Below are 26,240 nucleotides of genomic sequence, written 5' to 3' on the forward strand. Positions count from 1 at the left end.
AGTTGTGTTCCCTCGAGAATGGCGCAAGCCAAGCAGGTCGACCAAGAGTCGAAATGCGAGTTCGAGCGCCTCCAGCCACCTGCACTGGGCTTGGCACCGCCGCCGGAAATTCGGAGCGGGCGGACGTGAGATGCTTGCTTGCTGCCGTGGGCATTCTGCGGGCGGCGGCTAAACAGAGGCAGCGAACGGACCTCCGGCTCCCCATAAACTTTCACCATTCGCTGTCCAAAATCGTAGCCATCTGTCACCGGATCAAAGTCAAAGTCCGCTCGCCGCGTGGCGCTGTCCGGGGGCTGCGTTGCATCCCCCGGACATGCCGGGAGCGTTGGGCCTCGTTCCGCGCGTCAAGGGTGGCTCGTTGAGCCACGGGCTACGCCCGCTGCGCCCTTGACCCACGGCCCAAGGCCAATGGCGAGAGAGCACTGCTCTCGGCCTGCCGCGGCCTATTTGCGGTAATTGACTATTCGAGCACTCTGCATCGTTTTGGGACATTGGGGTCTTACAGGGAAAGGTGAAAGCCTTTGGGGCTCACATAACGCCAAAGTCATTTCTGAATAGTAAAAGCATGACTTTCGTTGTTTTATATAAATATAATATCCATAGCAAACCATTGATTTTAATGGAGTTTTGTTAGGCTATAACGAAATTAATTCCCCATGAACTTTCACCTTTGAAAATGACGCGATGCCTATAAGATCTATAAAAGCCCCCAATTCAGCGACCGTCCGTTGGCTGCTACGGACGGGATTGGCCTACGCTGTCCTAGTCGCTGTCTCGTTTTGGCTCCCCTTCGGCCTTCATCGAGTCATTATGGGTCGTAGAGACTGGTGGTATCTGCCCATCGCGTATATGGGCCTGGCCGCCGGCGCAGTGGTCTGGATCACCGTGGGTCGGAACCCTGTCGCAGTCGTGACACTGCTTGTTGGAGGCTCCTGGTACTTCTATTTGCTGATTACCGACTTGGCGACTCTGTGGGCGTGGCGCTGGCCTTTCGAGTCGACCGTGGGGGAACGGGTCGAAGCGCTGGACAGACGTCTGAACCTAAGTGCAAACCTCAGGCTGCTCGCAATCATCGCGCTTGCAATGCTGTGGCTAGCTCGTGTCGCCTGACGAGTCACAAAATGAAAAAAGTCCTCCTTCTCGCTGTTCTTTTCGCTGCGTCCGGTCTGGCGTTTGCCGACAGCGGCGCGACTATCAACCTGCACGCGTTTTCACCGCCAGCTGGCGACGCAGCAGTGGCATATCTGCGACAGGTGTTCGGTACGGTCGTTGATTCGATCGTGTCCGACAGCAACGCGAGAAACGCCGCAACTGATTCCGCGCTTGGCGCCATGTTGCAGCCATTCAACTCCGCCGTTCTGTTTCTTGGCATGCTTTACATGGTCTACACGACCGTCAAAGGGACGGTCGACTCAGCGCACGATGGCGAATTCCTTGGCAATCGGATGTCGTCCGTGTGGGTTCCCGTGCGCGCTGTCGCCGGCACAGGGATGTTGCTCCCGCTCGCGTCAGGCTATTCGTTGATACAGGTTCTGGTGCTTTGGCTTGCGATTCAGGGTGTGGGGATTGGCGACGCGACGCTGACAGCGGGTCTGGATTATGTCCAGAGCTCGTCCCTCGTTGCGCGTCCGAACCTCCCCGAGACTCGCCCACTGGCAGCAAATATTCTGCGATTTGAAACCTGCATGGCGGCGATGAATCAGCAGTATCAGGCGTCCGGGCGCACAACCCGGATCACCGAACAGGAGCACAACGAAACGCTTAGTAATACCGGCGAGGTCGGATTTGGCGACGTGCTCACCGCCGGCGCGGCCGGTGCGGCGTTCGGACCGCTTGGTGCTCTGGCGACGGCAGCTAACTCGATCGCCAACACCACGTACACGGTCACCGACTACGATTGGGCAGCTAACGACAACTCCTACACGAACCCGGCTGTCTGCGGCTCGCTCAGCTGGAGCCGGTCCGCCGCCTCCTCTCAAGGAGACGGCAACTCCACCATATCAAAGGCAACAATCATGCAGGCACACGCGGACGGCGTGCGCGCGATGATTGCCTCTTTGCGGCCGGTGGCTGCGCAAATCGTTGCAGGCCAGAAACCGGCGCCGGGCGCCATCGAGCAAGCGGCCGCTGCGTATGAGAATACGCTCTTCGCCGCCGCGAAAACGGCGCTGGACTCGTCCAATCAAAGCGCCAATCGGGCCAAGTTCCTCGACGATGCCAAGAGCGCCGGCTGGATTTATGTGGCCACCTGGTACAACCAGCTCATCCAGTTAAATGACGCGATGCAGAGCGCGTTAAACACGCTCCCTTCATCGAAGCCGGTGAGTATCGACGACAAGGAGATCGGTGATGTGCTTGTCGACTACAGAGACGCGATGACCGTCGCTGACGAATACATCAAGAACCATAGCGCGGCAGTTCAGGACGCGTATCAGCAGCAGGCCGATGATGCCGTCACTGTGCCGCATTCATGGGAGGACATGAAACGACTTCTGTCACGTCCCGCGATCGCGGCGATTAACCAGTTCACCCAGCGTCTGGCCGGGGGCAACATGTCGCATGTGGCTCAGGTGAAATCGGTCGGGGACACAATTATCGGTGGCGGCGAAGCTTTAATCGCGGCAACGTTTACAGCGAACGGCCTCGCGGCATCCAATGCTTCAAAGCTAACGATCGGGAATGTGTTTGACATCGGCGCAGCGCTGTCTTCGATCAGCGGCATAGTGACCTCGCTGGTACTGCTGGTGCTGGGCTTTGGCGCGATCTGCGCGTATTACATTCCAATGATCCCGTACATCTCCGGCATTGCTGCGGTCATCAAGTGGTTCGTGCTTGTCTTCGAAGCGGTGATCGCTGCGCAGCTGTTCGGTGTCGCTCACGCGCACCCGGAAGGTCATGACGCAGTGGGTCAGGCGGGTCCTGGCTATATGTTGCTGCTCGGTGTTGCCATGCGCCCGGCGCTGACTGTTCTTGGATTCTTCGGATCGATATGGCTGGCTCAGCCTATCTCGGAGTTCGTGAACCTCAGTTATGCAACAGCCGTCGCCGGGGCCGAGCACAACAGCCTCACCGGTATCGTTGGCTTCATCGCCTACGTCGCGATCTACGCAATCATCATGACGACCGTCATGCACGGCGTGTTCACACTCACGAACTGGGTACCGGACAACGTATTGCGATTTATCGGCGGTCGCCTTGGCGCAGACGGGGTCGCGGACAAAGAGCCTTACGAAGCCTTGGGTCATTTCAGCGGTGGTTCAAAAAACGCGGCGCAGGGGGTTCTCGCAGGCCTCGGGAATGGGGCGAGCGAAGAAGCAATACCGAGCGCTAGCGCTCCGCCGCTCACGGACCTGTTGCCAAACCCGCGATCGCAGCCCCCCATGGACTGAGGTTAAAGAGGAACCTTGCGTACGCTATGCCCTGCGTCTGCACAACCTAGGCTTTGCTGAGCAGACGGTTCTCTGGATCGAAGATGTATCCGTTCGCAGCGAAGTGCTGAACCATTGCCTCGTTGCCAAGCGCCGGCAAGGCGCGGAGTAACGGATGTCCGGGATTGATCTGCCGAAGCGCTTCGCGCAGGGCCTTCTGCTGCGCGTCGCGGCCGGCCAATTCGGCAGCGCGGCTGAGCTCGGCAAGCCGTGCCTCTTCTAGCTGCAACCGAAGCGTTTCGCTGTAGTTGCGCCATTGCTGTGCAACTGCTTTGGTTTGGCTTTTCGTTTGTAGCGATGCCGCCCAAGCAGCGTCTGAGGCACCGCGGTTGTAGTCACTTGTGTTCATGTCGAAATCCGGCTGGAGACTAACAATAGGTCGAGCTCTCCGTTGCTCTGTGAGTCAGGCATTTTGGGCGCCGTCGCACACGTTGCGCGCGAAAATCTCAAAGGCGCTCGCGACCGAGCCCCCGCAGAGCTGCAAGCGGTGCCGCTCCTCTTGAATCACGCAAGATAGTTCTCGCGGGTCTCTACACGCCCTTGCAACTCGTTCAGCGGACACCCGTAGCGGGCGCCGCATCTTGCGAATGAGGCGCTGCGACCTAAATTCAAGGGCAGGGTCCGCTTCGGTCAACAGATCGTCGAGCAGCGCGTTCGATACTACATTCAATTCCATCGTCGTGCTCCGTTAGGTTGGGGCATTGGTCTAGTTATTGTGATTCACAAACCTTAGAGCCGCAAGTGGTTTTTGTGATTCATTTTCCTGTGTACAATGAGCGGTATGGATACAAAACCCAGACACCCGGGCGGCCGCCCTCGACTGCCTGATGGGCAGAGGCTTGTCCAGCGCTCGATAAGGCTCTCGGCCGAGCAATGGACGAAGATTGACCAATTTGGGTTGGAGTGGCTGCGCCAACTTATCCAGCGAGCCAAACCGCCGCGCAATCCACCGCCGGCGGACGAATGACTGGCGTCCTCGGCCATCCCGTTTGGATGGCTGTTTGCGTAGGCCTGCATCGCGACAATTGCGAACTCGGGTAGGACCATGTACCTCTACGAACTCGGACCATTGATCTACGCACGGCGTGTCGAGCTCGGGCTTTCTGTCCGGCAACTGGCGCAACTCGCAGGGATCGATTCAGGTACGCTTGAGCAGCTCGAAGCTGGGACACTCGAGGATATGAGCTGGAACCATGCGCAGGCCCTCCTGCGGGTCGTGGGGATGAGCCTCAACAGCTATCGGAAGTCAGGCAGTGCGTTGCAACGGTGCGCCACAACGGCAAGCGTGAGCCATCGAGAGCCCTTGACCCAAGATCTTCTGAGGCAGGCTCTGACGAGCGGCACCATTCCCGCCGGCTTCGAATCGCATATCGCGGTGCTGCTCGATGAGGCGCCGCCGGCGATGCTTGTCGCCGCTGTCGAGGAAGTAGCCCAACAGGGCGACGAACTGTCCCGCATCTGGCGGACTCTCTCGGAATGGTCGGATGCGTTGGGCTGCTACCGGAGGATTTGGTAAATGAAGGCCCGTACACACGCAAAGTGGCGCGCAGAACAGTGCCGGCGATGCTCCATGCGCCGTTGCGTGGTCGACGTCGACGGGTCCGGCCTATGGCCTGGAATGCTTATCCTGCGTTATTCGTCGCGGCGCCCGGCCAGAAAGTTACTGTAAGGGCGCGCTCACGGCTATACGGGCATTCGTGCGGCAGGACCTCTGCAGCGAGTCCTGTTGCGTAGCAGACGTTCTCTCGCGCAATGTCCCACGCTTCGGCGTATGCCTCAGGCCAGTTTTGACCGAGGCTCGGCGCGTCGTTGAGCAGGCGGGGAATCATGTCTCGTTCTTCCGGGATTGCTCCATACCATGCAGGCAAGCGAAGGCCAGGCCAGTGTAGCGGGTTGCAATCGGCAATGCGTCACATGAGTGTTGCAACGATCAGTGAGGGAAACGACCCTCCAGCCAGTTGGTCCAGTCAGACGCCCAGGCATACTCACCTTGCCGTCGATCACCGGAGGCCCAAACAACGGCGGCGGCCGATGCTAGAATTCGTGGAAACCGCCCTGCGCTGAAATGACCGACGCCCTTCATCTATCCCCGCCTGTGCTCGACTGGGCTGCCCACCAAGCGGGCAGCTCCTTACGCGAGCTGGCGGAGCGCGTCTCGACGCGAGCTGCTGCAAACATCGAGCGCGGCGAGCTTACTGCTGCGCAGGCGATCAAGTTCGCGAAGGAAGCCGGCGTCCCGTTTGGATACCTGTTCCTGCCGGAACCACCACCTCAACGCGAGCCGTTACCCATCGCGGACTTTCGGACTCTGCCAGACAAACACCCGCTGAGCAAAGATTTCTACGATGTTTTCGACGACATCGAGTTCAAGCAGGCTTGGTATCGGGAGTATCTCCTGCGCGAGGGCGCGGCCCCACTTCCGTTCGTCGGTCGCTTCGCAGGGCAACGGGTCAAGGCTGGGACCGTTGCGGATGATATTCGCGGTACTTTGAAGCTTGAACTCAACAGTGTTGCGGCTCGCAACGCCGATGATCTCTACTCGTACCTCGTCACTAAAGCAGAAGCCGTCGGGGTTCTCATTTTCAAAAACGGCATCGTAGGAAACAACACTCACCGCCCGCTTTCCGTGTCTGAGTTTCGCGGCTTCGTAATCAACGATGATTTGGCGCCAGTGGTGTTTGTCAATGGGGCAGACGCGCCTGCCGCTTGGACGTTTACGCTGGTGCACGAGCTGGCGCATATCTGGCTCGGCGAATCCGGTATCTCTGATAGCGCCCCGGGGAGCCAAAACAAGCACGAGATACTTTGCAACGCGATCGCCGCCGAGGTCCTCGTCCCACAGATCGAATTTGCAAAAGCATGGTCGGCAGTTCAAGGCACGGTACCCGAGAAGATCTCGTTGCTGCGACAGCAGTTCCGCGTGAGCAGCCTAGTGATTGCGCGACGAGCGCTTGACCTGCAGCTTGTGGCACATGATATATACGATGCGTTCTATCAAGACGCACGCAAGCGATCGGCCAGCAAGGGCAAGGAAAGCGGCGGCGATTTCTATTTGACACTGGCTGTCCGCAACAGCAAGTCGTTTTCGCGCAAGGTTGCAGCGCTGGCGACGTCCGGCGGGATCAGTTTCCGGGAAGCAGGCCAACTGCTCAATACGAACCCAAATAACGTAGCGGTCTTCCATGCCAAGCAACGAGCGCTTTCTGCTTGACTCCGATGTCTTGATCAGCGCGAAGAATCTCCACTACAACCCCAAGTATTGCGGGGCGTTTTGGGATTGGATCTTACAAGCTCATCAAGTCGGAAAGGTTCTCAGCATCGATAAGGTGCGGGACGAGCTTCAGGTCGGCAAACAAGAGGATCTGCTGCATGCTTGGTCACAACGCCCCGAGTTGTCGGACTTTTTCGTGTCAAGCATGCCAGCGACAGCACAATGGGGAAAATTAGCGGTTTGGGCAACTACTCGTACGCCAACGTATCTCCAAGCGGCACAAGATAAGTTCCTAGACGTGAAGTCGGCTGATGCATGGCTGATCGCATACGCCTCTACGCAGACAGATGTCACAGTGGTTACCAACGAGAAAGCCGAACCTGCCAGCAAGAGATCGATCAAATTGCCTGATGCAGCTACCGCCTTAGGCGTGAAAACTATTACGCTGTTTGAGCTGCTTCATCTCCACGCGCATGGGACGTTTTCATTTCAGATGTAGGACGGCCGCAGGCAAAACTGAATACGGATTATCGCTACCAGAGTAACCTATAGATTTCTCGACGCCCCGTCACAAACCTGTCGCAGGGCAGGCCGTCAAGGCCGAACGCCCCTCAGCACAACACTATCCCATCCGAACCGTACCCGGCGAAATCCTAGCCGACTCTTCCGCCGCCCGCGATTTATTCATATTCTCGTTCCTCAATCGTTCCAGTCATATTTCGAAGACCGGTCCATTCGAATAGAAGCGATTATCTCCTCAACAGATCTACGACATTCATCCGGCAATCGCGAGAGGTCCGATGCAATGCGGTTGAGATATGCCTCTCCGCCATAGGCCTTCGAAGTCCTGCGCAGAATTCTCGAAACATCCAAACAGCGACACGCTGTGAGCGCAAGATCGCCTGGCGCCCAGGACGACGACATGAAGGCGGACACCAGCTCCTGCCGAGCAGCCTTACACCGATCCCAATCAAAAAACGGCACGAACTTCAGCAATTCTGGGGCATCGTCCTTCTTCGCCAACTCGCTGTAGATCATCGGGAACGCCGCAACGACCATGAGAGAGACAGGACCCTCCCGCTGCCGCATGACCACAGGAAGGAGATGTCCGGCAGCGGACAGCGCCGCGCGCGGGGCGGTCCGCTCTGCCTCCAACAGGAGCTGAGCACACGCGTCCGCAGCTGTTTCGTCAAGATCGAAGGCACGTCTATCGCGAAGAAGCTGCGCCACATCCACGATCGACAATACAATTGCGAGGCGCGCCGACTGCGGCGCATTGTGGAACGCCACCATGTTACGGCTTGCGATCGACGCGCTGACCTCGCGCGCAAAACCTAAGCGTGCAGCCCATGCGCCATCAAGGCGTTCGCCCACACCGCCAAGCATAGTACAGATGAAGGCAATTTCGTCACCGCCGAAATGCTGACCAAGACAGCGCTGAAGCGCTCTCTCGCTGATAGTCACCTTTTCATCCGCATTAGCATCCGCGAAGACGCTGCCCACGAGGCGAACGAATACTTCGAGCGAGATGGCATCGATGAAGATGATTCGCTGTAGAAGATCAGGTGCCGTCTGTGCCGCGACTCTAGTGGCGTCCGCTCCAATCCAGCCGTCACTGAGAATCGCCTCAAGCTGTTGATCATCAGCCTGCCGAAGCAGAGCAGTAAGCAGCCTCATCGAATCATCGACGGACAATCCCGCGTTTTCAAGCAGCCACGCCGCGTCTTCAACTGAAGGATCCAAGGCGCGAGCGAGCAAATCGTCGCGACGCTCGGAACCCGGCAAGCCGCTGAGCGTGGATAGGATCGTTCGTTTCGCACCGATTTCACGTGCCTGCCGAAGGCATAGTTCTGCGATATTGGGCGCAGCGAAATCGTTGACGGAGCCGAGGTGTCGTAACTCGGCCGCCAGTTGCTCACCGTCAAGATTCTTTACCAGCGGCCAAGCGGCCGGAAACTGCCAGTCCAGCACCAGATGCGGCAGCAGTTCCTGACCGACCGCGGCGGCGAGGAGAGCATTGAGTTGCGGAAGAATCTCACTGAAGCGGTCGATCAAGGGGGGGGCGTTCGCGACCTTTTCAGCCAGCCGGGCGCTTTCGGCCACAAGACTTCCGAGCACTTCCGGAGGAGCTGACAAGAGCGCCTGCTCCGCACGATTCGTGAAGTTGTCACCGATGCCGTTCGCGATGATCGGAAGCAATCTCCTCACGATACCTCGATCGTCCGGATGAGAAAGCAGGGCGACGGCACCCTCAGGTGCGCGTCCGGCGAGATCAGCGACCGCTAGGCCGACCGCTTCGATCCCGAGTGGAATCGATCGCCCATTCATCTTGCTCGCTATTGCGGCGAGGAAGTTCCAAGCCTCGTCTTGGGGCAGGACGAATGGCGCGCGTCGAACCGCGTCCGCGAGTGACGGTTCCAGTGCTTTCAACGCAAAGCTCCCGCGCACCTTCCCCGAATTTGCGATGTCGAGCAGCCCCAGCGCCGCCGTTGGCGTCGAATTTAGCTTCATCAGCAGCTCGTCCCAGAGCAGCGCGATGCGGAGCGCAGCGGCGTGATCACCGGCGTCGCCGAACTCGGCCACGATGCCTTCGTCACCCGAAGGGAGCAACCGCGGATGGGGGGCATCGAAAACGCGACCGACGATCGTTCCGGTCCATCGATGACGTGCGTCCTGCGACGAGCGTCCATCTATCCGTCTGCCGTCCCAATCCGAAAACTTGGAGCGAGCGTCCTTCGGTGCAAAGACGAGGTTGAAATCCCGACCGCCGATCTTGCGCGGCGATAGCGCAAACGTCGATACGGCGAACCGCCGGCGCATGGATGTCCAGAGGGACGTGAGCAAACGCGTCGCCACTAGTTCCGGCGATATTGCGTCGAACACAACCACCGGGCCCGGATCCTCAAGGAAGAGTGCCTCCAGAAGCTCACTCCCGTTGAAGTCCGCCGCGGGCGGAAGCGGTTTCATCGACGCGGGTGGCAGCGTCACCGACTTGGCGTCCTTGTCCTCCGGCAGCCGGTCGAAATCGAGAAGCTCGATGAAAGGTGAGAGGTCCTCGGCGGCGGCCCAGCTAGCGGCGGGAATGATCAGGCTTATGGTCCGCACGCATCCGGCACGAGTCACCGTGAGATCTTGCCACGTCCTGGCCAACACATAGTGGCTGCCGCTCGGAAGCGGATATCCTGTCAGATAAGGCTCGAACCTCTCGCGCGGGCGCAATGGGCCCGCGACGTCCGACAGCTGGTCGATCATTGACTGATCTTCTCTTGAGAGCTGTACGGATCCGGCGAGTAGCTGATGGCCCTTCCGGTATCCATGGACTTGACGATCGATCACAGTCACATTCGGGCACCGATCACCCAGGCGATGGGAAGCGTCAGATCTTCGTTCCGAACCCACTCTCCACCGGCATCCTGGACGGATACCCAACCGCGACCATCCAATCCCCCCTCCTGCACAGCGTCACGGCACTCCTTGTCGGTTTTCAGGTCTCCGCCCACCACGCTCAGCCCAAAAACCCGGATGTTGAGCCGCGTGACATCGCCGAGCCGGCCCGCGAGCAACGGATACTCATGCTCCAACCACGCCCGTGGCCCCTTACCGAACTTCTCGTGGTCGACAAGGTCCCACGCACTGACCACGATCGAAACGCGAGGACGTCCACCATCTGGGCGATCAACGAGCGAAATCTCGAGAAAGCGAATCAGTTCGCACAGCATGACCTGCGTCGGTAGACCCGGATCCTGTGGCGTCCGTATTTTCGACATCATCCTCTTGGAGGTAACCCAGTCCAGCGGCCGAACATCCTGATCGGAGGCGACGCGGGCGAACAGCACTGCGCCGTGGGCACGACGCAACTCGTCCATCCAATCCGTGGAAATCTCGTAATGCTTAACTGCGTTGAGCCATAGCTCGCCAGAGATGTCGGGGATGACGATCGACGTCTCTGCGCCGCCCTTCTCCTCCGAGACGATCACCTCGAAATCCCGACGCGCGTCGGCAAGATCCGTTCGCGGGGCAAAGTTTCCAGAATTGAGGTGATCGGTCACCTCCAGCACGAATGTGATGTCGTCTGGTTGCTGGGCGATCTGAAGAGTGCCCTTCTTGGCGTCGAGTGCAGGCCACACTCGGCCAATGTAATTGGTCTTCCCTGAGTCAGGGCCACCGAGCAGAACGACTGAGCGGCTCATCGATCCCTCCTGTAGCTGATAAATGATCGCAGGTTCTCGCGTTGGGCGCTGTCCGGCCAAAAGTCAGGTGGCGGCCGCGCCGCTCCGACAGTGGCGTCGATGAGATCAGGAATGCCAAATCCAGCCCGCACCGCGTCGTTACCGGAGAAAGGGGCGACCTCCACAATGGCCGCCTCGACCTCCTTCCGCTGCAGCTCTGCTATTAGACGCACTGATACCGTTTCCACAACCTCGCCGTCATCCCGGTGGGTAATGACGATCATCACGCGCGGAAGGCGATCGCGAAACATCGTCTTCAGTCGGCCGCCGAGCTGCCCGACACGGGAAATTATCCCCTGACGACGCTCCCTGTCCGCTAGCCCGCGACCGTCCAGTACGATCCATATCACCTCCGCCGCTTTCATGAACTCAAGGCGATCCGATTGGGCGTTCGTCACCAGCTTGGTCGTCCACTCTCCCGGAAGATCTGGCAATGCCAAATCGACACGCCTTCCGTCTGACTTTCGCACAAGGCGCAGATGAAGGAAGCCCGCGCGCCGATCGTCGGTCATCTCAGTATGCATGGTCATCTGGTCAGGCGGCGAACCTTCGTTCCAGTCGCGTGCGCCCCGGGCAATTTCTTCGAACCCCATCAGGCTCTTGCTATCGGCGAACGTCCAGTTTTTGAGCATGGCGTTGGCGACCAAAAGATAGGTGCTCGCGAGGCACGCCGTTTTCCCCGAATCGGGATCGCCGAGAATGCCCACGATCGTGACGTAGCGCGACGACATCATGCTCGAAACCGCGTCCGGGCCGAGCGTGTGGCTGGGCGGAAAGGTCGCCGCCCCCGCCGGACGCTCAAGCACAGGCGAGCCAGTGATGTCGCTGTCGGCAGCGTCGACCGATAGCTGCGCCTTGGCGAGGGTGTGTTCGTTAGCGGCATTGACGCGATGATCGCAGGTCGCAGGATCGCGCTCTAGGGCGCAGGCGCCCGTCTCACCGAAGGTGCAACCCTCGAAGTTGCAGGCCGAAGTCATTTGCTGGGAATCCCCACCGCCATCATCCTAGAAAGCGCGCCCTCCAGGAGGGCACGGGCACCCCAGGTAGATGCCCTGCGCTTCTCCTTTGCGCCCTCGCACTCGGCCGCACCTGTGACGATAGCGTTGAGAAGCGGGAAAACGGTCGGATAGGTAGTGACCGTCTGCTTTTGGGTACCGCCTGCGAGAGCGTTTCGATCTTCCCCAATCTCAGCGAGCAGCTCCGCCAGATCGAGTTCAGGATCCGCGTCCACGGTGCGCAGGACGAGATCGCGATGCACCTGTGCAGGAAGGCGACGCAGCTGGTTGGAAGCCTCGATTCCGGATGCGACAAGTCGGGGCGCTTCGGAGATCTGCGCCAGCGGCCGGTCGAGCAGCTTACTGCGGCTGAGCTGCGACCACCAGATGAAGTCGATCTCCTCCCGATCTAGGGTCGCGTTACGGCGAAGCGCCTCGATCGTGTCGATAGCCGCCTTCTTGAAGTTCGTCGTGACCTTTTTATCTTCCTCGGCGATCGTTACAATGAGTTCGATCGGCTCGGCAACGGTGGTGCGCTCTCGCGCTTTCTCGGCACTGTCCAGGCTCCGCCGCTGCGCTCGATCAAAAACCTCGCGTCGCAGATTTTCCCGCTTCTCTTCCCCGAGAACAGGCTGGAAGGCGAGCGCGGACCAAAGCGCGTTCGTGTAGACGTCCACGATCGTCCAGCCATGGTTCCCAGGTTCTGAATTCATCATCGACACGGCAGCCATGCCAGCGCAGACGCCGACCTCGAGTGGCTTTTCGGCATAGAGGAACGCGGAGGCATGCTTCTGGACGGCGGTCTGGATCTCAGTGCCGAAATCCGCCTCCGGTACACCGTCGCCACCGAGGGATTTGGCGATGGCGGCCGCCTTTTCGATGATCCCGTTGGCGTCCTTGATCTTGCCCCATGTGGCCGCCAGGTTGGCGACTGCCGCCCTACGTGAATCAACGTCGTCGTTTGATGGCACCAGACCCGTGATTCGCAGGTGCACTGGAAAGTTGTCAGTCACGCGTTCCCCTTCTTCCGTTCCACTGTCATTTTCTCAATTTGCGTAATCACGTCCGGCAGCCGGCCCTCGCCAACCAGCCAGTCGAATAGCATGCGCTCCACTCCCTGCGTCATCCGCTCATCGAAGTCAGAGGGGATGGCGTCGAGTTCAACCAAGATCCGGAGCCGCTCGCTCTCAACCAGATCACGGAAGAACCGGAGCAGCGCTAGCTCGTAGCCTTCGACAGTCGGCTGCATGAGCGGCATCTCTCCCTCGCTGGTCTCAGCGCTCTCCGCCGGGACCTCTTCGGCGACGAACTCGGCCGGCGAATCAGTGTAACCAACCGTCGCACGGTCGACAGCCGTTGCGGCCTTTGCGCACTTCCTGAAATTGGGCGATCCTAAAGTGAATCGGGGTTCTTTCCCACCGAGTCGCTTGTTGTCGGCTTCGAAACAGGTCTCCAAGGGATTCCAAGCACGAGGATGCATGGTAACCGCCAGCGCATCCTTTGCCTCATCCCAGTCGAACTCGATGATGTTGTAGGTGTAGGTGTAGGTCTCGTTCGATCGAAAAGGAACGGCAGCGCCTGCCGCGAGCATCAGGACATCGGTCCCATCAACGACGGTGTCGACATCGACCTTGGGGTTGTGCTCGTGACCGGAAATGAACACCCTCGCTCTCGCGCGGACATACTGACACACGTCCGCTGAATCCTTGTACCAATGCAGCGGATGGTGAACGAGGACGATGTTCTCCTCGCCGGCCTTTTTCGGGATCGTGAACTGTCGCGAGCCAATCATCAACTCGGGATTATCTTCGCGCTCGTTGCCGGTGCACAATAACGACGAGTTGAGGCGGACAAACCTGATCCAGCGACCGGGCCCGACCTCGATGCGTAGGTTCGAGGCGAACTTGGCCTCCTCGTCGAGGCCGCACCGATAGCCGAAGCTGAAGCGGCCATAGTCATCGAAACGGGCGAGCAGAGCCGCACGGTCATAGGGGTTCGAAAAAACCTTTTCGTACTCGGCGGGTCCGCCCGCACGGATGAAATCCAGAAGCTGCGAGCCCCCGGTCGACAACTTCGCCCGGTCGAGATCGTGGTTACCCGGGACCATCTGCACACGGTGAATAGGGCACGCGATACGGTCGGCGAGTTCGTCGAGCCAACGACTTGCGACCTCATATTGATCCCAAGTGCCGGATTGGGCGATGTCCCCCGTTACCAAGATACCCTGTGCGGCACCGCCGGGAAGACCCGCCACGACCTCCGCCGCGTCCTCGATCAATTGGGCTTTCACGTCGTCGTGGATGTGAACTGAATGATCACGTTCCTGTCCGAAGTGAATGTCCGAAACATGGACGAAAATCGCCGACATTTACCCTCCAAGTCATTAACATCGAGCGCCGACCGAGAGTATAGCTACTGACCCATCCCATTTCTACGGATCGTGGGGCTAGAGCGGGCCTATTGAAGGAACCGACGATCGCTGACGGAGTAACTTCCGCACCTCCCCGACTGGCCGGTGCCGGTCCGAGGATGAGAGCCAAGGGCGTGACAGTGCGCGTTTGGCTTGTAGCGAGGGAACCGCTGCTTCTGTCAAAAGCAGCGGTTTCAAGATCGATGAACGAATGTCTGGAATGGGTCGAGGTGGAACGGTCAACTCCACGGCGGCGCTCATCGACGCCCGTCATTGCCTGATGTGTAGAAGTCTGGACTTGATTTGACAGACGGTGTTAGTTGTCGGTCCCAGTTCGGCCATGAAGAGCCACTCGTTCGTCGCGCCGCTCGGACATTCAAACGGTCGCTCCGCCCAGCAAACGGGCATTCGATTGCCGAAAGCGAACGTTGCTTCACGCGCCGATCTGAGTACGTGATGCCAAGGCCGCACCGCTATCGATGCGCTGCGGCGAACTACGCCGGACTGGCATGGGATAGACGGAAACCGGATAGGACAGTCGACGTGTCGACATGCATATCACTGCCTCGGCTTGATTTCTTGTGGCGGACGTCCCCTCAAGAAAAGATTACCTTCTTGGTGCTGCACGACTGAATCAGATGTTTTTCGGAGCCGTCGAAGATAGGGTCTTCGGCACGGTCCTTTTTCCATACGACACAATCCTTGCCGATCTGGTCCCCAGAGAATGCGGAAAATCCGAGATCGAATCCGAACACTGCATAGTCGCATCGCATATATCGATGGTGACAATGGTCCCTAAAAGCCGAGTCTGGTGCAATGATAAGCTTAAGCGACCTTATTCCCCCACCTGCAAGATCTCTTTCTAGGCGCTCAGAAAAGTCTTCGATTTCAGAAAATCCAATATCTTGATCCCCGAGGATGATTTCCAGACCAACCGGCATTTCCCTTTTTCGGAGAAAAAAACTATTTAATGCAAGCCACAGACCAGATTTCTTTCCGATTTTTTCGCAGTGAACATGGTCTTTCAACGCGTAACGATCAACCAAGGAGGCTGTATCACATGCGCGGACCCAACTTCCGTATCGGCGTGCCCACTCGTCCCGACAGTTTGCTCCGGCCTGTAAGCTACTGGTCATTGCACTCCTTGACTCGGTCATCTTCTTTGATTGTCCGAATCCGTGAAAGCGACATATTTCCATTCCTCCAAGCGCAGGAATGCATTTGCTAATCTGATCGTCTTCAAGGTCTGCAATCAAAGTAGCCCGTGCTGATTGCAACAGAGCAAGTTCCCATTCCCGATGTAACGAAGCGCAGGTGTCTTCCTCGAAAGTTCCGCTCCAAGGCGCAGTGCATGCTCTCCTTTTGTTATAACGAAGTGCCATAAACCAAAGCTTCTTTACCGCGACAGGCAATTGCTCTATAGCCTTAAGGATTGGCGATTCACTCAATTTCGCGCCGGGATGCACTAAAAGACCGAGATCCCTCCAATCAAGAAGTACCCGGCGATGCATCTCTACGATTTGAGAAAGATCATTTGCCGAGTCAGTAATAGCCTCGGGGTCGACAGAAAAAATTACTGGCATGTTTTGATATTAGAAAAACATCTCGCGAAAGGACTCTTCGAAAAATCCGCCAGGCCATTCATCTATAAAGTTTCCTGCCTCGTCCATTTGAAGTGGTTTAACTTCGCTTCCTGAGGCTCCGATTGGATCCACGTAGAGGACCGCAACTTTATCCCTGCTCAATCGCCCTTCTCTAATTCGCTTTTGCAATCTCAGCATGAGCGACTCGCTATGTGTTTCGATAATCCATTGGCAGCCGCCAACTTCATGCGTGTCTATGAGGAAGTCCGCTATATTGGCCTGCAGGCGAGGATGCAGATGCAGTTCGGGTTGTTCAACACAAATGGTTTTACGAGCTTTGGGACGCCCAGGGGGACCTGATGCGAGAATGCCTTCCAGCACGACCGGCAGAATTTGACCGATTCCGAATCCCACGTCCGTTGCAGCAACGCGCACACCTGTACGCTTATCAACTAGAGTAAGTTTGGCTATGTCTCCCAAAACTTCGTCGCCAACGCCGCTGAGTTCGACCGTGTACGGGATCTCGAACGAATTGAACCATTCATTGACCAATCCAACGATCGAAACATCGACGTCATCTGGTTGATTCCGCTGTGCAAGGGCATCAATGGCGAATTCACCGCTGGCACCCACTGTATTTGTATATTGCCGCGAAAATTCGTAAATCCGTTTGGGGCGAGACCGCAGCGGACCCAAATATGAAATCAAAGAAAATGCTCGTTCATAGCTTCGAGCAAAGCCAGTCAATAGCCGATTGACTTCTGAAAACGGACCATTAAACGAAGAAAGCGCCTTTTCTTGAGGGCTGCGTATAAAACTGGGCAAAAAAGTTCCGCCACCGACAGACAGGGGGGATCGGAACGAAATACGCAAGTTATCGAAATCACGCCTTGCCAAGGCATCTAACACTCGAGATCGCTGCGCAATCGCCGGCAGTCGCTCTGCAGCAAATCGCATCAAGCTAGTCGCATCATCGTATGAACGAAAGCGAAATCGATTTTCTCGGTACTGTTGATCGTCGAATTCGTCCCGCTGAATGCGGCTATCCGAATGGAAAGAACGTTCAATATTTGTGCCGAAGCCTCCCCCCTCCTTGCTAAGCAGCGAGAACTGCGCTTCGACCAGCTCTGGAAGCGGTCGAGAGTGTGCATTTCCGGAATCTCGAAACAAGGTATCCAGCGAATATGTGTCGCTTGGCTTCAGGAATGGAGAGCTGAGGTTTCTATTGGTGTAGGTTACCCCAAGCTCAATTCCATCCTCAAGCCGATGAAGATGATGCATGGATTTCGATTGGCCCAAATCTACCCAGCGCCCGTTGGGCGTGAGGAATCGCTGGGCTACCCCCTGCGAAGCTTCAATTGACTGCTTAAGAAGGAGGAGTGACTGAATAACGGTACTTTTTCCGCCTGAGTTTGGGCCAAAAATTAGAGTAATCGGTGCCAGCTTTAAATGCTGCTTTGCACCAAAAACCTTGAAATTTCGAATCCTGAGTTCACTTATCATATTTATTCAACTAGCGAGGGACGCTTGAATTTTGTGGAACGGTCACCACTAATCACCGAGCACACGATCTGCCGCACAGAGCCGGATCGTCTTTCTGCCACGGCCTTTCGCGACCAAATGTTCGGCACCTACTCTAGATGCATCCAGCGTCGGGCACATACCGTCCCATCAAAGGGTTAACGGCCTGTTGGAATGCTACTTTAGATCTTTCGAGAAATTTAGGCTCGTGGGAGATAGAGGAGAGGCGGCCAACTCTGGGTCGGGGTGAATCTGATTCGACACATTTTGTTGACGATCCACTTGCTCGCAGGAAGGAAAATACGTTTCGAGACAGCGATGGTGATTCGATCCGTGTCCGCAGAGATAAGCAGCGAACGCTGGCGCATGCCCCAAGATTCGTGATTGCGCCCACCTCCTTATGCAGATCGACGCGCGGCCGTTGTACCTTGGGAGCCGCCGTTGAGATCGTCCTGGGTCGACGGGCCGAAGTGGGTCGGATGCCGCCTTTCACCACCTGCATGGTTGAGCAGCCGTCGCCGGATCTGACGGTGTCTGACCGATGACGTCCTGGCTTATACACCTGATGAGTTCCGCGCTGCACTAGATGCTAGTCGAAATGTCCTCGAAGCATGCCCCACGCACCCGCGATTTTGCCCCAAGTTGTATGCGTGTAGCCCCTTCCGGTGTAACGATGTGCTGTCAATCGCCCTCTGGTCGGCTCGACATGCACGGGCATATATTCTTCCAAGAACTTTCGGGCGTGGTCCGGATTCGTGTACCGCTTCCACGGTTGAAGCTTGTCTTCATCAACATGAATCGCGTCAACTGGAAGCGCCACAACGCCCGTGGGAGAACGGTTGATGACTTGCCACTCCCCTGACTCACCAGCGCCTCGCTTATGGAAACTTCCTTCTGGTTCTTCGCGGTTCGCAACCAGATTCGTGCAATATAGGATATCGGTAGCGGGCACTTCTACGCGTAAAGCGATTGGGAAGTGCTGGTATGCACCATCGTCACCAAACGCGTTCAGGGAGTCCATCTCGACAGAGATTTCCCTCAAGCCTAGAGTTTTGGCGGATCGCCAAAGCGCGACAAATGTGTGCCCGTAATCAGCTCGGGCCATATTGCCTCCCGACTGGCAATAAAGTCTGCGCCCCAGCGTCACGGCTTTGAGTCCGGCGCCCGCAAGACATTTCTGAGTATGCGAATAAAGCGCGCGGATCTCCGCGACTAGCGCAGCAACCCGTTCAGGCGACAAGGTTTGAATCAAAGTTGCGAAGTTGACCCGCCGCTCGTCGGGCATATACCCCGACAGGATTCGGTCTTCGCAGTATGGGAATCGATACAAACCCAGCGCTTGTCGAACGAGGAACGTAAGGAGCACGTAACCCGTGGAGTGCTTTGATTGCCATACCCCATTCATTCTTTGATCATTTCCGATGTCCGTGGTCCACATCAACGACGCGTAAAGAAGGTCGTCATCGATAGTGAATTTTTGGGCTTTGATGCGAGCAGAGACGGCGTCGAACGGTTCGCCCTCACGAGGCCAAACAGGAAAATATTGATCTTGGCTAGTGTATTGCATTGATTGTTGCGGTTGTGGCGGATAACGCTTTTACGGCTTGTCGTCGACACTTCTTAAGTGATTGTGATGACGGACCTGATCACGAGCACGCAGACCGCGTCGAAAAATGCATTCTGATTAACAATTATGGCGAGACGCTGCATAACTGCAAACGAAGGCAGATCGCGGTTATTCCCAGTGAGATGTCTGTTAAGCGTCCATCGTGATCGTCATATCTACAAACCAAACGATCTAGTCAGCGGCGTTACAGGGGAGAATTGCGTGCGAGCCTACGCAACCGCTTGTAGGCTAAAGCTCTGCAGGAGGACGGTGGCTAATCAATTGGCCAGAGTCAACACAAGATCTGGCTACTAATCGCACGGTCCAGAACCTTAAGGTACCGGATCGTTGCGACCGTGACGCTGGCGCCGGCGGCATAATCGGGCCACGTTTTAACATCTGCCGCGGCCGGCGGCCGTAAGAACGAATTTGCATCTTCAACCCGAAGGACTTCCATCAGCTCGCATTGCCCGGCTCCGGCGGCAACTTCGCCTTGTTTAGCTTTCGCGCCAGCCCTTCGGCACGTAGATGGGTGTAATCCTTCAACATCTGTAGCGTCTTGTGGCCGGTAATCGAGGCTGCCTCGATTCGATCCAACCCCAATTCGAACAGCCGGCTTGTAGCCTCGTGCCTTAGATCGTGAAATCGAAGCCCTTCGATATCGGCGCGTTCGCATGCTTTCTCCCAAGCTGAACGCAACTCAGACGTCTTTATCGGGAAAATCGGGCCACCTTTCAGCGGTCGCGGCATGTTGCCGAGGATTTCGCAAGCGGTAGCCGTCAAAGGAACTATCCGCGCCTCACCGTTTTTCGTATCGTGAAGAATAGCTGTCCCATGGTCACCCATTATCCGCAAGTCCGACCAGGTCAGCCCGAGAAGTTCACCCTGCCGCATGGCCGTCTCGATCGCCAGCTTAACCATCGGTAGCACCACGGCAGCTTTACGAGCCTTCGCGAGCTCGGCGAACAAGCGCAGTTCCTCCCCTTCTTCCAGTCGGCGGTTTCGGGACCGCCCAGAACGCGGCAGCTCGATCTCCCCTACAGGATTCTTGACGTCCATCCGCCAGCGCTTCCGCGCGATCATAAAGACGTGCGACAGAAGCGCAGCGAGCTTACGTTTGGTGGAATCGGATAGCGCCGCTCCGTTCATCGGCCCGCGCTGTTCTCGGTGCAGGCCATTGAGGAAGGCAACAACGTCCTCCGGAGTGATGCGGTAAAGGCTCTTTTTCGCAAGTGCGCTGCGTTGAATCCGGGCGATCTTATGCGCCTCGGATTCCGACGACTTTTTTTTCGTCGAGATCTCCTTCTTGTATCGGTCGAGGATCGTCGACAGCGTCGCTGCTTTCACATCGTTGCGCTTCGCACGTGTTTCGAGCAAACGCTTCGCGTCCGGATCCAACGTCAACGCAGCGCGCTTTGAGTCCCGAAACGCCCTCGCCTCGTCGAGCGAGTCGAACGTCCCGACGATCCGGTGTCCGTCGACCATCAGCTTGACCTGGAATGAGAACGAGCCGCGCTGGTAGATTCCCCGTTCGATTGTCTTGTTTTTTCTCAATTTGTCCCAGTAATTCGGCCGGAATATTGGAAACAGATTGTACAGTGGGCCTCTCCGCCATCAAAGTCAGGGGACTCAAAATCCCCCGCCGCAAGGCGTGCCGGTTCGATTCCGGCCCTGGGCACCAAAGAATTTGCTTAATCCCGATTGACCGCTATTCGGCTTTATTCTCAAACCCCGCCAGCGCCTGCTGTCTGCGGGGTTTGTTGTTTCTGGCGTCCCGATTGCGCTCCAGAAACATCAGGCGGGATAAATCGTCAGCGCACCACAGAATCTGAATCGATCCTGCTGACCGCGCGCTGCACGGAAAACGCAAACGGCGTGAGCGCGCAACCTCCGCCGCTCACGCCACCCGCATGCCTTACTGCCCGGCCACCCGCGCGCCGCCATGCAGCGCCGCACGCCGGCGCTTGAACACATAGCCTGCCCACATCACAACGAGCCATGCGGGCACGAGCCACACCGAAACCGAGAGGCCCGGCGTCATCGCCAGAATCACGAGAATCAGCGCCATGAACGCGAGGCAGATCCAGTTGCTGACCGGGAACCATAACGACTTGAACACGAGCGTCTCGCCCGCCGCCACCATCGCCTTGCGCGACTTCAGATGCGTCAGGCTGATCAGCGCCCAGTTCAGCACGAGCGCGGCAACCACCAGCGCCATCAGCAAACCGAGTGCTTCGGCGGGAATCAGATAGTTGATGATCACGCAGGTGAACGTGGCGAGCGCCGACAAACCGATCGCCATGTACGGCACGCCGCGCCGGTCGACCTTCATCAGCGCACGCGGTGCGTTGCCCTGTTCCGCGAGACCGTAGAGCATGCGGCTATTCGCGTACACGCCGCTGTTGTACACCGACAGCGCCGCAGTCAGCACCACCACGTTGAGCACATTCGCGGTGAGCGTCGAGCCGATCTGCGAGAAGATCATGACGAACGGGCTGCCGCCAGCCGCCACCTGATTCCACGGGTACAGCGAGAGCAGCACCGTTAGCGAGCAGATGTAGAAAATCAGAATCCGGTAAATCACCTGATTCACCGCCTTCGGAATGCTCTTCTGCGGATCGGCCGCTTCAGCCGCCGTAATGCCGATCAATTCGAGGCCACCGAACGAAAACATGATGACTGCGAGCATCATGAAGAGGCCATGAAAACCGTGCGGGAAAAAGCCGCCGTCGGCCCAGAGATTGGTAATCGACGCTTGCGGGCCACCGTGGCCGCTGATCAGCAGATAGCCGCCGAACAGGATCATGCCGATCACCGCTACCACCTTGATGATCGCAAACCAGAATTCCGTTTCGCCGTACGCTTTGACGTTGGCAAGATTGATCGCGTTGATTACCGCGAAGCACACCAGCGCGGAGACCCATGTGGGCACCCCTGGCCACCAGAAATGCACATACGTGCCGACCGCGGTCAGCTCGGCCATGCTCACGAGCACGTACAGCACCCAATAATTCCAGCCGGACAGAAAACCGGGGAAGTCGCCCCAGTACTTGTATGCGAAGTGGCTGAACGAACCGGCAACCGGTTCCTGCGCGACCATTTCGCCAAGCTGGCGCATGATCATGAAGGCAATAATGCCGCCGATCGCGTAACCGAGAATCATCGACGGGCCGGCTGCCTTCAATACGCTGGCGGAGCCGAGAAACAAGCCGGTGCCGATTGCCCCGCCCAGCGCGATCAGCTGGATGTGGCGATTCTTAAGCCCGCGCTTCAGGCCGTCTTGCTGCTGTGCACTATTCAAAATTGCGCCCCAGTGTATGGATATCAATCGCCCGATCAGACTTATGGCCCGCCCCGGCAGAACCTGAAATTTTACCGCGGCCGATATTTGCTCAATACTGGGGCCAACCCGCGCTTGGTTCTGCGCCGCACTTAACGGCGAGGATAGTGATTGTCACTGGCGAAGCGCTTCGGTATGTTGCCCTAGTCGAGGTCTCAGCCTGCGGAGATTCAACATGTCGCCCAAACGTCTGCTTTGCGCCGCTGTTTTGTGTCTCTGCTTCGCCGGGGGCGCCGCGCTCGCGCAAACCGCCGCGCCTGCGGCAGAACCCGCCGCCGAACCGGCCGACATGCCCGGGATGGAGGCGAGCGCACCGGAGGTCCCGGTCCCGCCATCCGCCGCGCCAGCCGTGGTGCCCGCAATCCCTGCGGCGCCCGCGCCGCCTGCTGCGACCGTCCCCACGCCCGCCGCACCCGCCACGCGAGGAGCCGCCGCTCCCGCACCACCCGCCGCGCCAATGACCGGCCCTGTGCACAACGTCGTGCTGGTTCACGGTGCGTTCGTCGATGGATCGAGCTGGAACGGCGTGATCGCGAAGTTGCAGCAGAAGGGATATCACGTGAGTTCGGTGCAAAACCCGCTCACGTCGCTCGCCGACGATGTCGCGGCCACGCGCCGTGTGCTCGCGCGCCAGGATGGCCCAACCATTCTGGTGGGCCACTCATGGGGCGGCGTCGTGATCACGCAAGCCGGCGCGAACGCACCGAACGTCGCGGGTCTCGTCTATGTGGCGGCGATTGCGCCCGACCTGCATGAATCGACCACGGACCTGCTGAAGCGCGCGGCGCCGATGCCCGCGGGTCAAAGCATCGTCGCGGACCCGGCGGGCTTCCTGTGGCTCGACCGCACGAAATACCATGCCGACTTCGCCGCCGACGTACCCGAAAATCTCACACGCGTACTGGCCACGGCGCAAGTCCCAATCGCCGCGACAGCGTTCAGTGAAACAGTCAGCCAGGTCGCGTGGAGAGAGAAACCGTCGTGGTACGTACTGACCACACGGGACCGCGCGGTGTCGCCCGCCGTCGAAAAATTCATGGCCGACCGGATGGGGGCGAAGATCGTGCCGATCGCATCGAGCCATCTCGTGTCGGTGTCGCACGCGGGTGCTGTGGCGGATGTGATCGATCGCGCCGCGCGCGAGTTGAGCCGGCAACAGTAAGACAGCAAAACAGTAAACCGCGCGCGGCCGGCTCCAACGTCCGTTAGCGTAGATTCGTCGTCGCCAGTTCGACCACTTCGTCACCGCGGCCATTGAGCACCGCCCGCAGCATGTACAGGCTGAAACCCTTCGCCTGCGCCCACTGGATCTTCGGCGGCAGTGCGAGTTCGTGCTTGGCCGTCACCACATCGATCACCGCGGGCCCGGGATGCGCGAAGGCCTCGCGCAAGGCCGGCTCGATATTCTCCGACAGTTCGATCCGCGCGCCATAAATGCCCGCGCCGCGCGCGATCGCCGCGAAGTCGGTGGCGGCGAGATCGGTGCCGCTTTCAAGGTAGCCGCCGGCCTTCATCTCCATCGCAACGAAGCCGAGCGTGCTGTTGTTGAACACGACCACCTTGATGGGCAGATCCAGTTGACGCGCGGTGAGCAGATCGCCGAGCAGCATCGACAAACCGCCGTCGCCCGATAGCGAAATCACCTGGCGCCCCGGTTCGGCCGCCTGTGCGCCCAGCGCCTGCGGCATCGCGTTGGCCATCGAACCGTGGTTGAACGAGCCATGCAGACTGCGCTTGCCGTTCATCGTCAGATAACGCGCGGCCCAAAGCGTCGGCGTGCCGACGTCGGCGGCAAACACGGCGTCTTCGTTCGCCACCTTGTCGACGATGCTGGTCAGATATTGCGGATGAATCGCGCGCCCTGGATCAGACGGCCGGGCAAGATCGTCGAGGTCCTTGCGTGTATCGGCGTAGTGCTTGCGGGCGTTCTCAAGAAAGCGCCGATCGGTCTTGCGTTTGATCAGCGGCAGCAGTGCCTGCAAGGTCGCCTTGACGTCGCCGACAAGACCCAGCTTCAATGGCGCGCGCTTGCCGAGCGCGGAGCCGCGCCGATCGATCTGCACCACGTTGCCATGCGACGGATAAAAGTTGCGATACGGAAAATCGGTGCCGAGCATCACGAGCGTGTCGCACGACATCATCGCGTGATAGCCGGAACTGAAACCGATCAGACCCGTCATGCCGACGTCGAACGGGTTATCCCACTCCACGTATTGTTTGCCGCGTAATGCATGCACGGTGGGCGCAGCGAGCTGATCGGCGAAGGCCACCACTTCGTCGTGCGCGCCGGCGCAGCCGCTGCCGCATAGCAGCGTCACGCCGCCGGCCTGATTGAGCAGATCGGCAAGCCGGTCGAGATCCGCGCCGGAGGGCACCACGCTCGAGCGTTCGAGCGTGCCGGTCCATGCCGGTGTTTCGTCGGGTGCTTCGCTGAGCGCAACATCGCCCGGCAGCACGATCACCGCGACGCCACGTTCTTCGATCGCCGTATGCATCGCGCGCGCCAGCACGCGCGGAAACTGCGACGGGTTCGTCACCAGTTCGACGTAGTGGCTGCATTCCTTGAACAACTCTTGCGGATGCGTTTCCTGGAAGTAACCGAGACCGATCTCCGACGAGGGAATGTGCGCGGCGATGGCAAGCACCGGCTGGTGATTGCGGTGACAGTCGTACAGGCCGTTGATCAGATGCAGATTGCCTGGGCCGCAACTGCCCGCGCAGACGGCGAGCTTGCCTGTGGCGGCGGCTTCGGCACCGGCGGCGAAGGCCGCGACCTCCTCGTGGCGCGTATGCATCCAGCGAATCGAGCCAAGCCGTTGCAAGCTGTCGGACAGGCCGTTCAGGCTGTCGCCCGTCACGCCCCAAATCCGTTCGACGTCTGCTGCCGCCAGGGTTCTGGCCAGATAATCCGCGATAGTCTGCTTACCCATGCTGTGCTCCGCTAAGTGAGAGAGACGGTACCTCTGGAATGCCAGAGCGTACCGCTTCCTCGCGAAACGTGTCACCGCGCCGCTAGCGTTTTACGGAAACGTAAGCTTGGTAATGGCCGAGTTTGCCTGGTGTCCCGCTTCGTCATACGGCTCAACGCAGCATGAACGACATGGCCGACAGGCAGTTCAGCATGCGCACCGCATGTTCGACCGACTCCGCGCCAAAGCGCAATGTGACGGCATCGACGCGCGTGAGCGTCGGCCATTGGCAGAACAGGTCGGCAAGCGCGGTGGTCTGCACACGCAAGTCGCATTCGACAGGTTTTACGGCAGCGCGCGTGGCTTGCGGCGCATGGCCCTCGTCGATGTGATGCCGCACCACTTCGCGCGCGGCGTTTTCAATCGCAGCACGGGCGCTCGCCGGCGTCTGCGTCACGCCGCTTGCATGCCCCGTCGCGCTTTTGGTAATCACGAAACGCGCGCCTGGAAAGCGCGGTGCGGTTTCCTCGGCGAATACATCGTCGCCGGATAAAAGCGCGACCCGTGCACCGTATTCTTCAGCCAGCGCACCATACAATCCGGCCTCGCCGACTTCGACACCGTTCAACGAGACACGCGCGAACGCGAAGCTGTTGATCGTATGCGAAAGAATCCCGTGCGTTTGAGAGCGGGCGTGATAGCCGATCATGAACACCAGCGCCGCGCCGTACTCGAGGCCCGCCATCATGCCGAGCGTACGCGGTTTGCCGAGCACGACCTGGGCGCGCGCATCGAGTAGATCGGGTAGCAGATTGCGGAAACCGCCATGCGAGTCGTTGACCCACACGTGAGTCGCGCCGCCTGCGAATGCGCCTTCGATCGCGGCGTTGGCTTCGAGCGTCATCCAGCGGCGCGCAGCTTCGTATTCGCCATTACCCGCGCGCGTTTGCTCGGGGTGGAACACGCCGGCCACACCTTCGATGTCGGCGGAAATCAGGACTTTCATCA

The 26,240-nt window shown here is 58.5% G+C and carries 20 protein-coding genes and 1 tRNA gene; 6 read left to right on the top strand and 15 right to left on the bottom strand.

Annotation, left to right across the window (positions count from 1 at the left end; genetic code table 11):
* The first annotated feature begins 1,121 nt into the window (after nt 1-1,121).
* Complete coding sequence (locus tag AC57B6_RS30925) at nt 1,122-3,389, top strand: DotA/TraY family protein (RefSeq protein ID WP_496422744.1); 2,268 nt, start codon at nt 1,122-1,124, stop codon at nt 3,387-3,389.
* Between the two features lie 46 nt (nt 3,390-3,435).
* On the opposite strand, the gene AC57B6_RS30930 is transcribed toward AC57B6_RS30925, so the two are convergent.
* The gene (locus tag AC57B6_RS30930; protein WP_496422745.1) at nt 3,436-3,777 is read right to left on the bottom strand and encodes a hypothetical protein; all 342 of its coding nucleotides are present in this window, start codon (nt 3,775-3,777) and stop codon (nt 3,436-3,438) included.
* Nucleotides 3,778-3,831: 54 nt separating this feature from the next.
* Nucleotides 3,832-4,104 (bottom strand): hypothetical protein, encoded by a 273-nt coding sequence (locus tag AC57B6_RS30935; RefSeq protein ID WP_496422746.1) that lies wholly within the window; start codon nt 4,102-4,104, stop codon nt 3,832-3,834.
* A gap of 369 nt (nt 4,105-4,473) precedes the next feature.
* On the opposite strand from AC57B6_RS30935, the gene AC57B6_RS30940 reads away from it, so the two are divergent.
* Nucleotides 4,474-4,944 (top strand): helix-turn-helix domain-containing protein, encoded by a 471-nt coding sequence (locus tag AC57B6_RS30940; protein ID WP_496422747.1) that lies wholly within the window; start codon nt 4,474-4,476, stop codon nt 4,942-4,944.
* 106 nt (nt 4,945-5,050) lie between these two features.
* On the opposite strand, the gene AC57B6_RS30945 is transcribed toward AC57B6_RS30940, so the two are convergent.
* Complete coding sequence (locus AC57B6_RS30945) at nt 5,051-5,296, bottom strand: DUF29 family protein (RefSeq protein ID WP_496422748.1); 246 nt, start codon at nt 5,294-5,296, stop codon at nt 5,051-5,053.
* Between the two features lie 197 nt (nt 5,297-5,493).
* Here AC57B6_RS30945 and AC57B6_RS30950 point away from each other — a divergent pair, with 197 nt between their 5' ends.
* Nucleotides 5,494-6,639 (top strand): ImmA/IrrE family metallo-endopeptidase, encoded by a 1,146-nt coding sequence (locus AC57B6_RS30950; protein ID WP_496422749.1) that lies wholly within the window; start codon nt 5,494-5,496, stop codon nt 6,637-6,639.
* Nucleotides 6,611-7,138, top strand: a complete 528-nt coding sequence (locus tag AC57B6_RS30955; RefSeq protein WP_496422750.1) for a DUF4411 family protein — start codon at nt 6,611-6,613, stop codon at nt 7,136-7,138. The genes AC57B6_RS30950 and AC57B6_RS30955 overlap by 29 nt, the downstream gene beginning before the upstream one ends.
* Nucleotides 7,139-7,338: 200 nt before the next feature.
* Here AC57B6_RS30955 and AC57B6_RS30960 read toward each other — a convergent pair whose 3' ends face one another.
* The 9 genes from AC57B6_RS30960 to AC57B6_RS31000 all read right to left on the bottom strand — a co-directional run bounded on the left by AC57B6_RS30960 (nt 7,339) and on the right by AC57B6_RS31000 (nt 20,537).
* A complete protein-coding gene (locus tag AC57B6_RS30960; RefSeq protein ID WP_496422751.1) occupies nt 7,339-10,038 on the bottom strand; it encodes a GAP1-N1 domain-containing protein in 2,700 nt (899 codons plus the stop codon).
* Nucleotides 9,978-10,829 (bottom strand): TRAFAC clade GTPase domain-containing protein, encoded by an 852-nt coding sequence (locus AC57B6_RS30965; protein WP_496422752.1) that lies wholly within the window; start codon nt 10,827-10,829, stop codon nt 9,978-9,980. The genes AC57B6_RS30960 and AC57B6_RS30965 overlap by 61 nt, the downstream gene beginning before the upstream one ends.
* On the bottom strand, nt 10,826-11,845 hold the full coding sequence (locus AC57B6_RS30970) for a TRAFAC clade GTPase domain-containing protein (RefSeq protein WP_496422753.1): 1,020 nt from the start codon (nt 11,843-11,845) through the stop codon (nt 10,826-10,828). The genes AC57B6_RS30965 and AC57B6_RS30970 overlap by 4 nt, the downstream gene beginning before the upstream one ends.
* On the bottom strand, nt 11,842-12,876 hold the full coding sequence (locus AC57B6_RS30975; protein ID WP_496422754.1) for a GTPase-associated system all-helical protein GASH: 1,035 nt from the start codon (nt 12,874-12,876) through the stop codon (nt 11,842-11,844). The genes AC57B6_RS30970 and AC57B6_RS30975 overlap by 4 nt, the downstream gene beginning before the upstream one ends.
* Entirely contained in the window at nt 12,873-14,231 is a 1,359-nt protein-coding gene (locus AC57B6_RS30980; RefSeq protein ID WP_496422755.1) for a metallophosphoesterase, read from the bottom strand. Before AC57B6_RS30980 ends, AC57B6_RS30975 begins: the two co-directional genes overlap by 4 nt.
* A gap of 638 nt (nt 14,232-14,869) precedes the next feature.
* Complete coding sequence (locus tag AC57B6_RS30985; protein ID WP_496422756.1) at nt 14,870-15,856, bottom strand: hypothetical protein; 987 nt, start codon at nt 15,854-15,856, stop codon at nt 14,870-14,872.
* A gap of 9 nt (nt 15,857-15,865) precedes the next feature.
* Nucleotides 15,866-17,359, bottom strand: coding sequence for a DUF3696 domain-containing protein (locus AC57B6_RS30990; RefSeq protein WP_496422757.1), 1,494 nt, complete (start codon nt 17,357-17,359; stop codon nt 15,866-15,868).
* Between the two features lie 607 nt (nt 17,360-17,966).
* Entirely contained in the window at nt 17,967-18,944 is a 978-nt protein-coding gene (locus AC57B6_RS30995; protein WP_496422758.1) for a hypothetical protein, read from the bottom strand.
* A 495-nt stretch (nt 18,945-19,439) separates the two neighbouring features.
* Complete coding sequence (locus tag AC57B6_RS31000) at nt 19,440-20,537, bottom strand: site-specific integrase (RefSeq protein WP_496422759.1); 1,098 nt, start codon at nt 20,535-20,537, stop codon at nt 19,440-19,442.
* Nucleotides 20,538-20,571: 34 nt separating this feature from the next.
* Between AC57B6_RS31000 and AC57B6_RS31005 the strand changes: the two genes are divergently transcribed.
* Nucleotides 20,572-20,664, top strand: a tRNA-Leu gene (locus AC57B6_RS31005).
* A gap of 234 nt (nt 20,665-20,898) precedes the next feature.
* Here AC57B6_RS31005 and AC57B6_RS31010 read toward each other — a convergent pair.
* Nucleotides 20,899-22,284 (bottom strand): amino acid permease, encoded by a 1,386-nt coding sequence (locus tag AC57B6_RS31010; RefSeq protein ID WP_028197863.1) that lies wholly within the window; start codon nt 22,282-22,284, stop codon nt 20,899-20,901.
* A 214-nt stretch (nt 22,285-22,498) separates the two neighbouring features.
* Here AC57B6_RS31010 and AC57B6_RS31015 point away from each other — a divergent pair, with 214 nt between their 5' ends.
* Nucleotides 22,499-23,485, top strand: coding sequence for an alpha/beta fold hydrolase (locus AC57B6_RS31015; protein ID WP_030101162.1), 987 nt, complete (start codon nt 22,499-22,501; stop codon nt 23,483-23,485).
* Between the two features lie 43 nt (nt 23,486-23,528).
* On the opposite strand, the gene poxB is transcribed toward AC57B6_RS31015, so the two are convergent.
* Both poxB and AC57B6_RS31025 read right to left on the bottom strand, forming a co-directional pair.
* Nucleotides 23,529-25,253, bottom strand: coding sequence for a ubiquinone-dependent pyruvate dehydrogenase (gene poxB, locus AC57B6_RS31020; protein ID WP_491563550.1), 1,725 nt, complete (start codon nt 25,251-25,253; stop codon nt 23,529-23,531).
* Between the two features lie 151 nt (nt 25,254-25,404).
* On the bottom strand, nt 25,405-26,238 hold the full coding sequence (locus AC57B6_RS31025) for a M55 family metallopeptidase (protein WP_028197866.1): 834 nt from the start codon (nt 26,236-26,238) through the stop codon (nt 25,405-25,407).
* Nucleotides 26,239-26,240 lie beyond the last annotated feature (2 nt).

This window comes from Paraburkholderia sp. BGA-UO-ETr-F12 (genome assembly GCF_059567945.1).

Bases quoted from the DNA above. Each gene is read 5' to 3' on its own strand.
- AC57B6_RS30925 (WP_496422744.1), top strand. From the start codon at position 1,122: ATGAAAAAAGTCCTCCTTCTCGCTGTTCTTTTCGCTGCGTCCGGTCTG.
- AC57B6_RS30930 (WP_496422745.1), bottom strand. From the start codon at position 3,777: ATGAACACAAGTGACTACAACCGCGGTGCCTCAGACGCTGCTTGGGCG.
- AC57B6_RS30935 (WP_496422746.1), bottom strand. From the start codon at position 4,104: ATGGAATTGAATGTAGTATCGAACGCGCTGCTCGACGATCTGTTGACC.
- AC57B6_RS30940 (WP_496422747.1), top strand. From the start codon at position 4,474: ATGTACCTCTACGAACTCGGACCATTGATCTACGCACGGCGTGTCGAG.
- AC57B6_RS30950 (WP_496422749.1), top strand. From the start codon at position 5,494: ATGACCGACGCCCTTCATCTATCCCCGCCTGTGCTCGACTGGGCTGCC.
- AC57B6_RS30955 (WP_496422750.1), top strand. From the start codon at position 6,611: ATGCCAAGCAACGAGCGCTTTCTGCTTGACTCCGATGTCTTGATCAGC.
- AC57B6_RS30965 (WP_496422752.1), bottom strand. From the start codon at position 10,829: ATGAGCCGCTCAGTCGTTCTGCTCGGTGGCCCTGACTCAGGGAAGACC.
- AC57B6_RS30970 (WP_496422753.1), bottom strand. From the start codon at position 11,845: ATGACTTCGGCCTGCAACTTCGAGGGTTGCACCTTCGGTGAGACGGGC.
- AC57B6_RS30980 (WP_496422755.1), bottom strand. From the start codon at position 14,231: ATGTCGGCGATTTTCGTCCATGTTTCGGACATTCACTTCGGACAGGAA.
- AC57B6_RS30985 (WP_496422756.1), bottom strand. From the start codon at position 15,856: ATGCCAGTAATTTTTTCTGTCGACCCCGAGGCTATTACTGACTCGGCA.
- AC57B6_RS30990 (WP_496422757.1), bottom strand. From the start codon at position 17,359: ATGATAAGTGAACTCAGGATTCGAAATTTCAAGGTTTTTGGTGCAAAG.
- AC57B6_RS30995 (WP_496422758.1), bottom strand. From the start codon at position 18,944: ATGCAATACACTAGCCAAGATCAATATTTTCCTGTTTGGCCTCGTGAG.
- AC57B6_RS31015 (WP_030101162.1), top strand. From the start codon at position 22,499: ATGTCGCCCAAACGTCTGCTTTGCGCCGCTGTTTTGTGTCTCTGCTTC.
- poxB (WP_491563550.1), bottom strand. From the start codon at position 25,253: ATGGGTAAGCAGACTATCGCGGATTATCTGGCCAGAACCCTGGCGGCA.
- AC57B6_RS31025 (WP_028197866.1), bottom strand. From the start codon at position 26,238: ATGAAAGTCCTGATTTCCGCCGACATCGAAGGTGTGGCCGGCGTGTTC.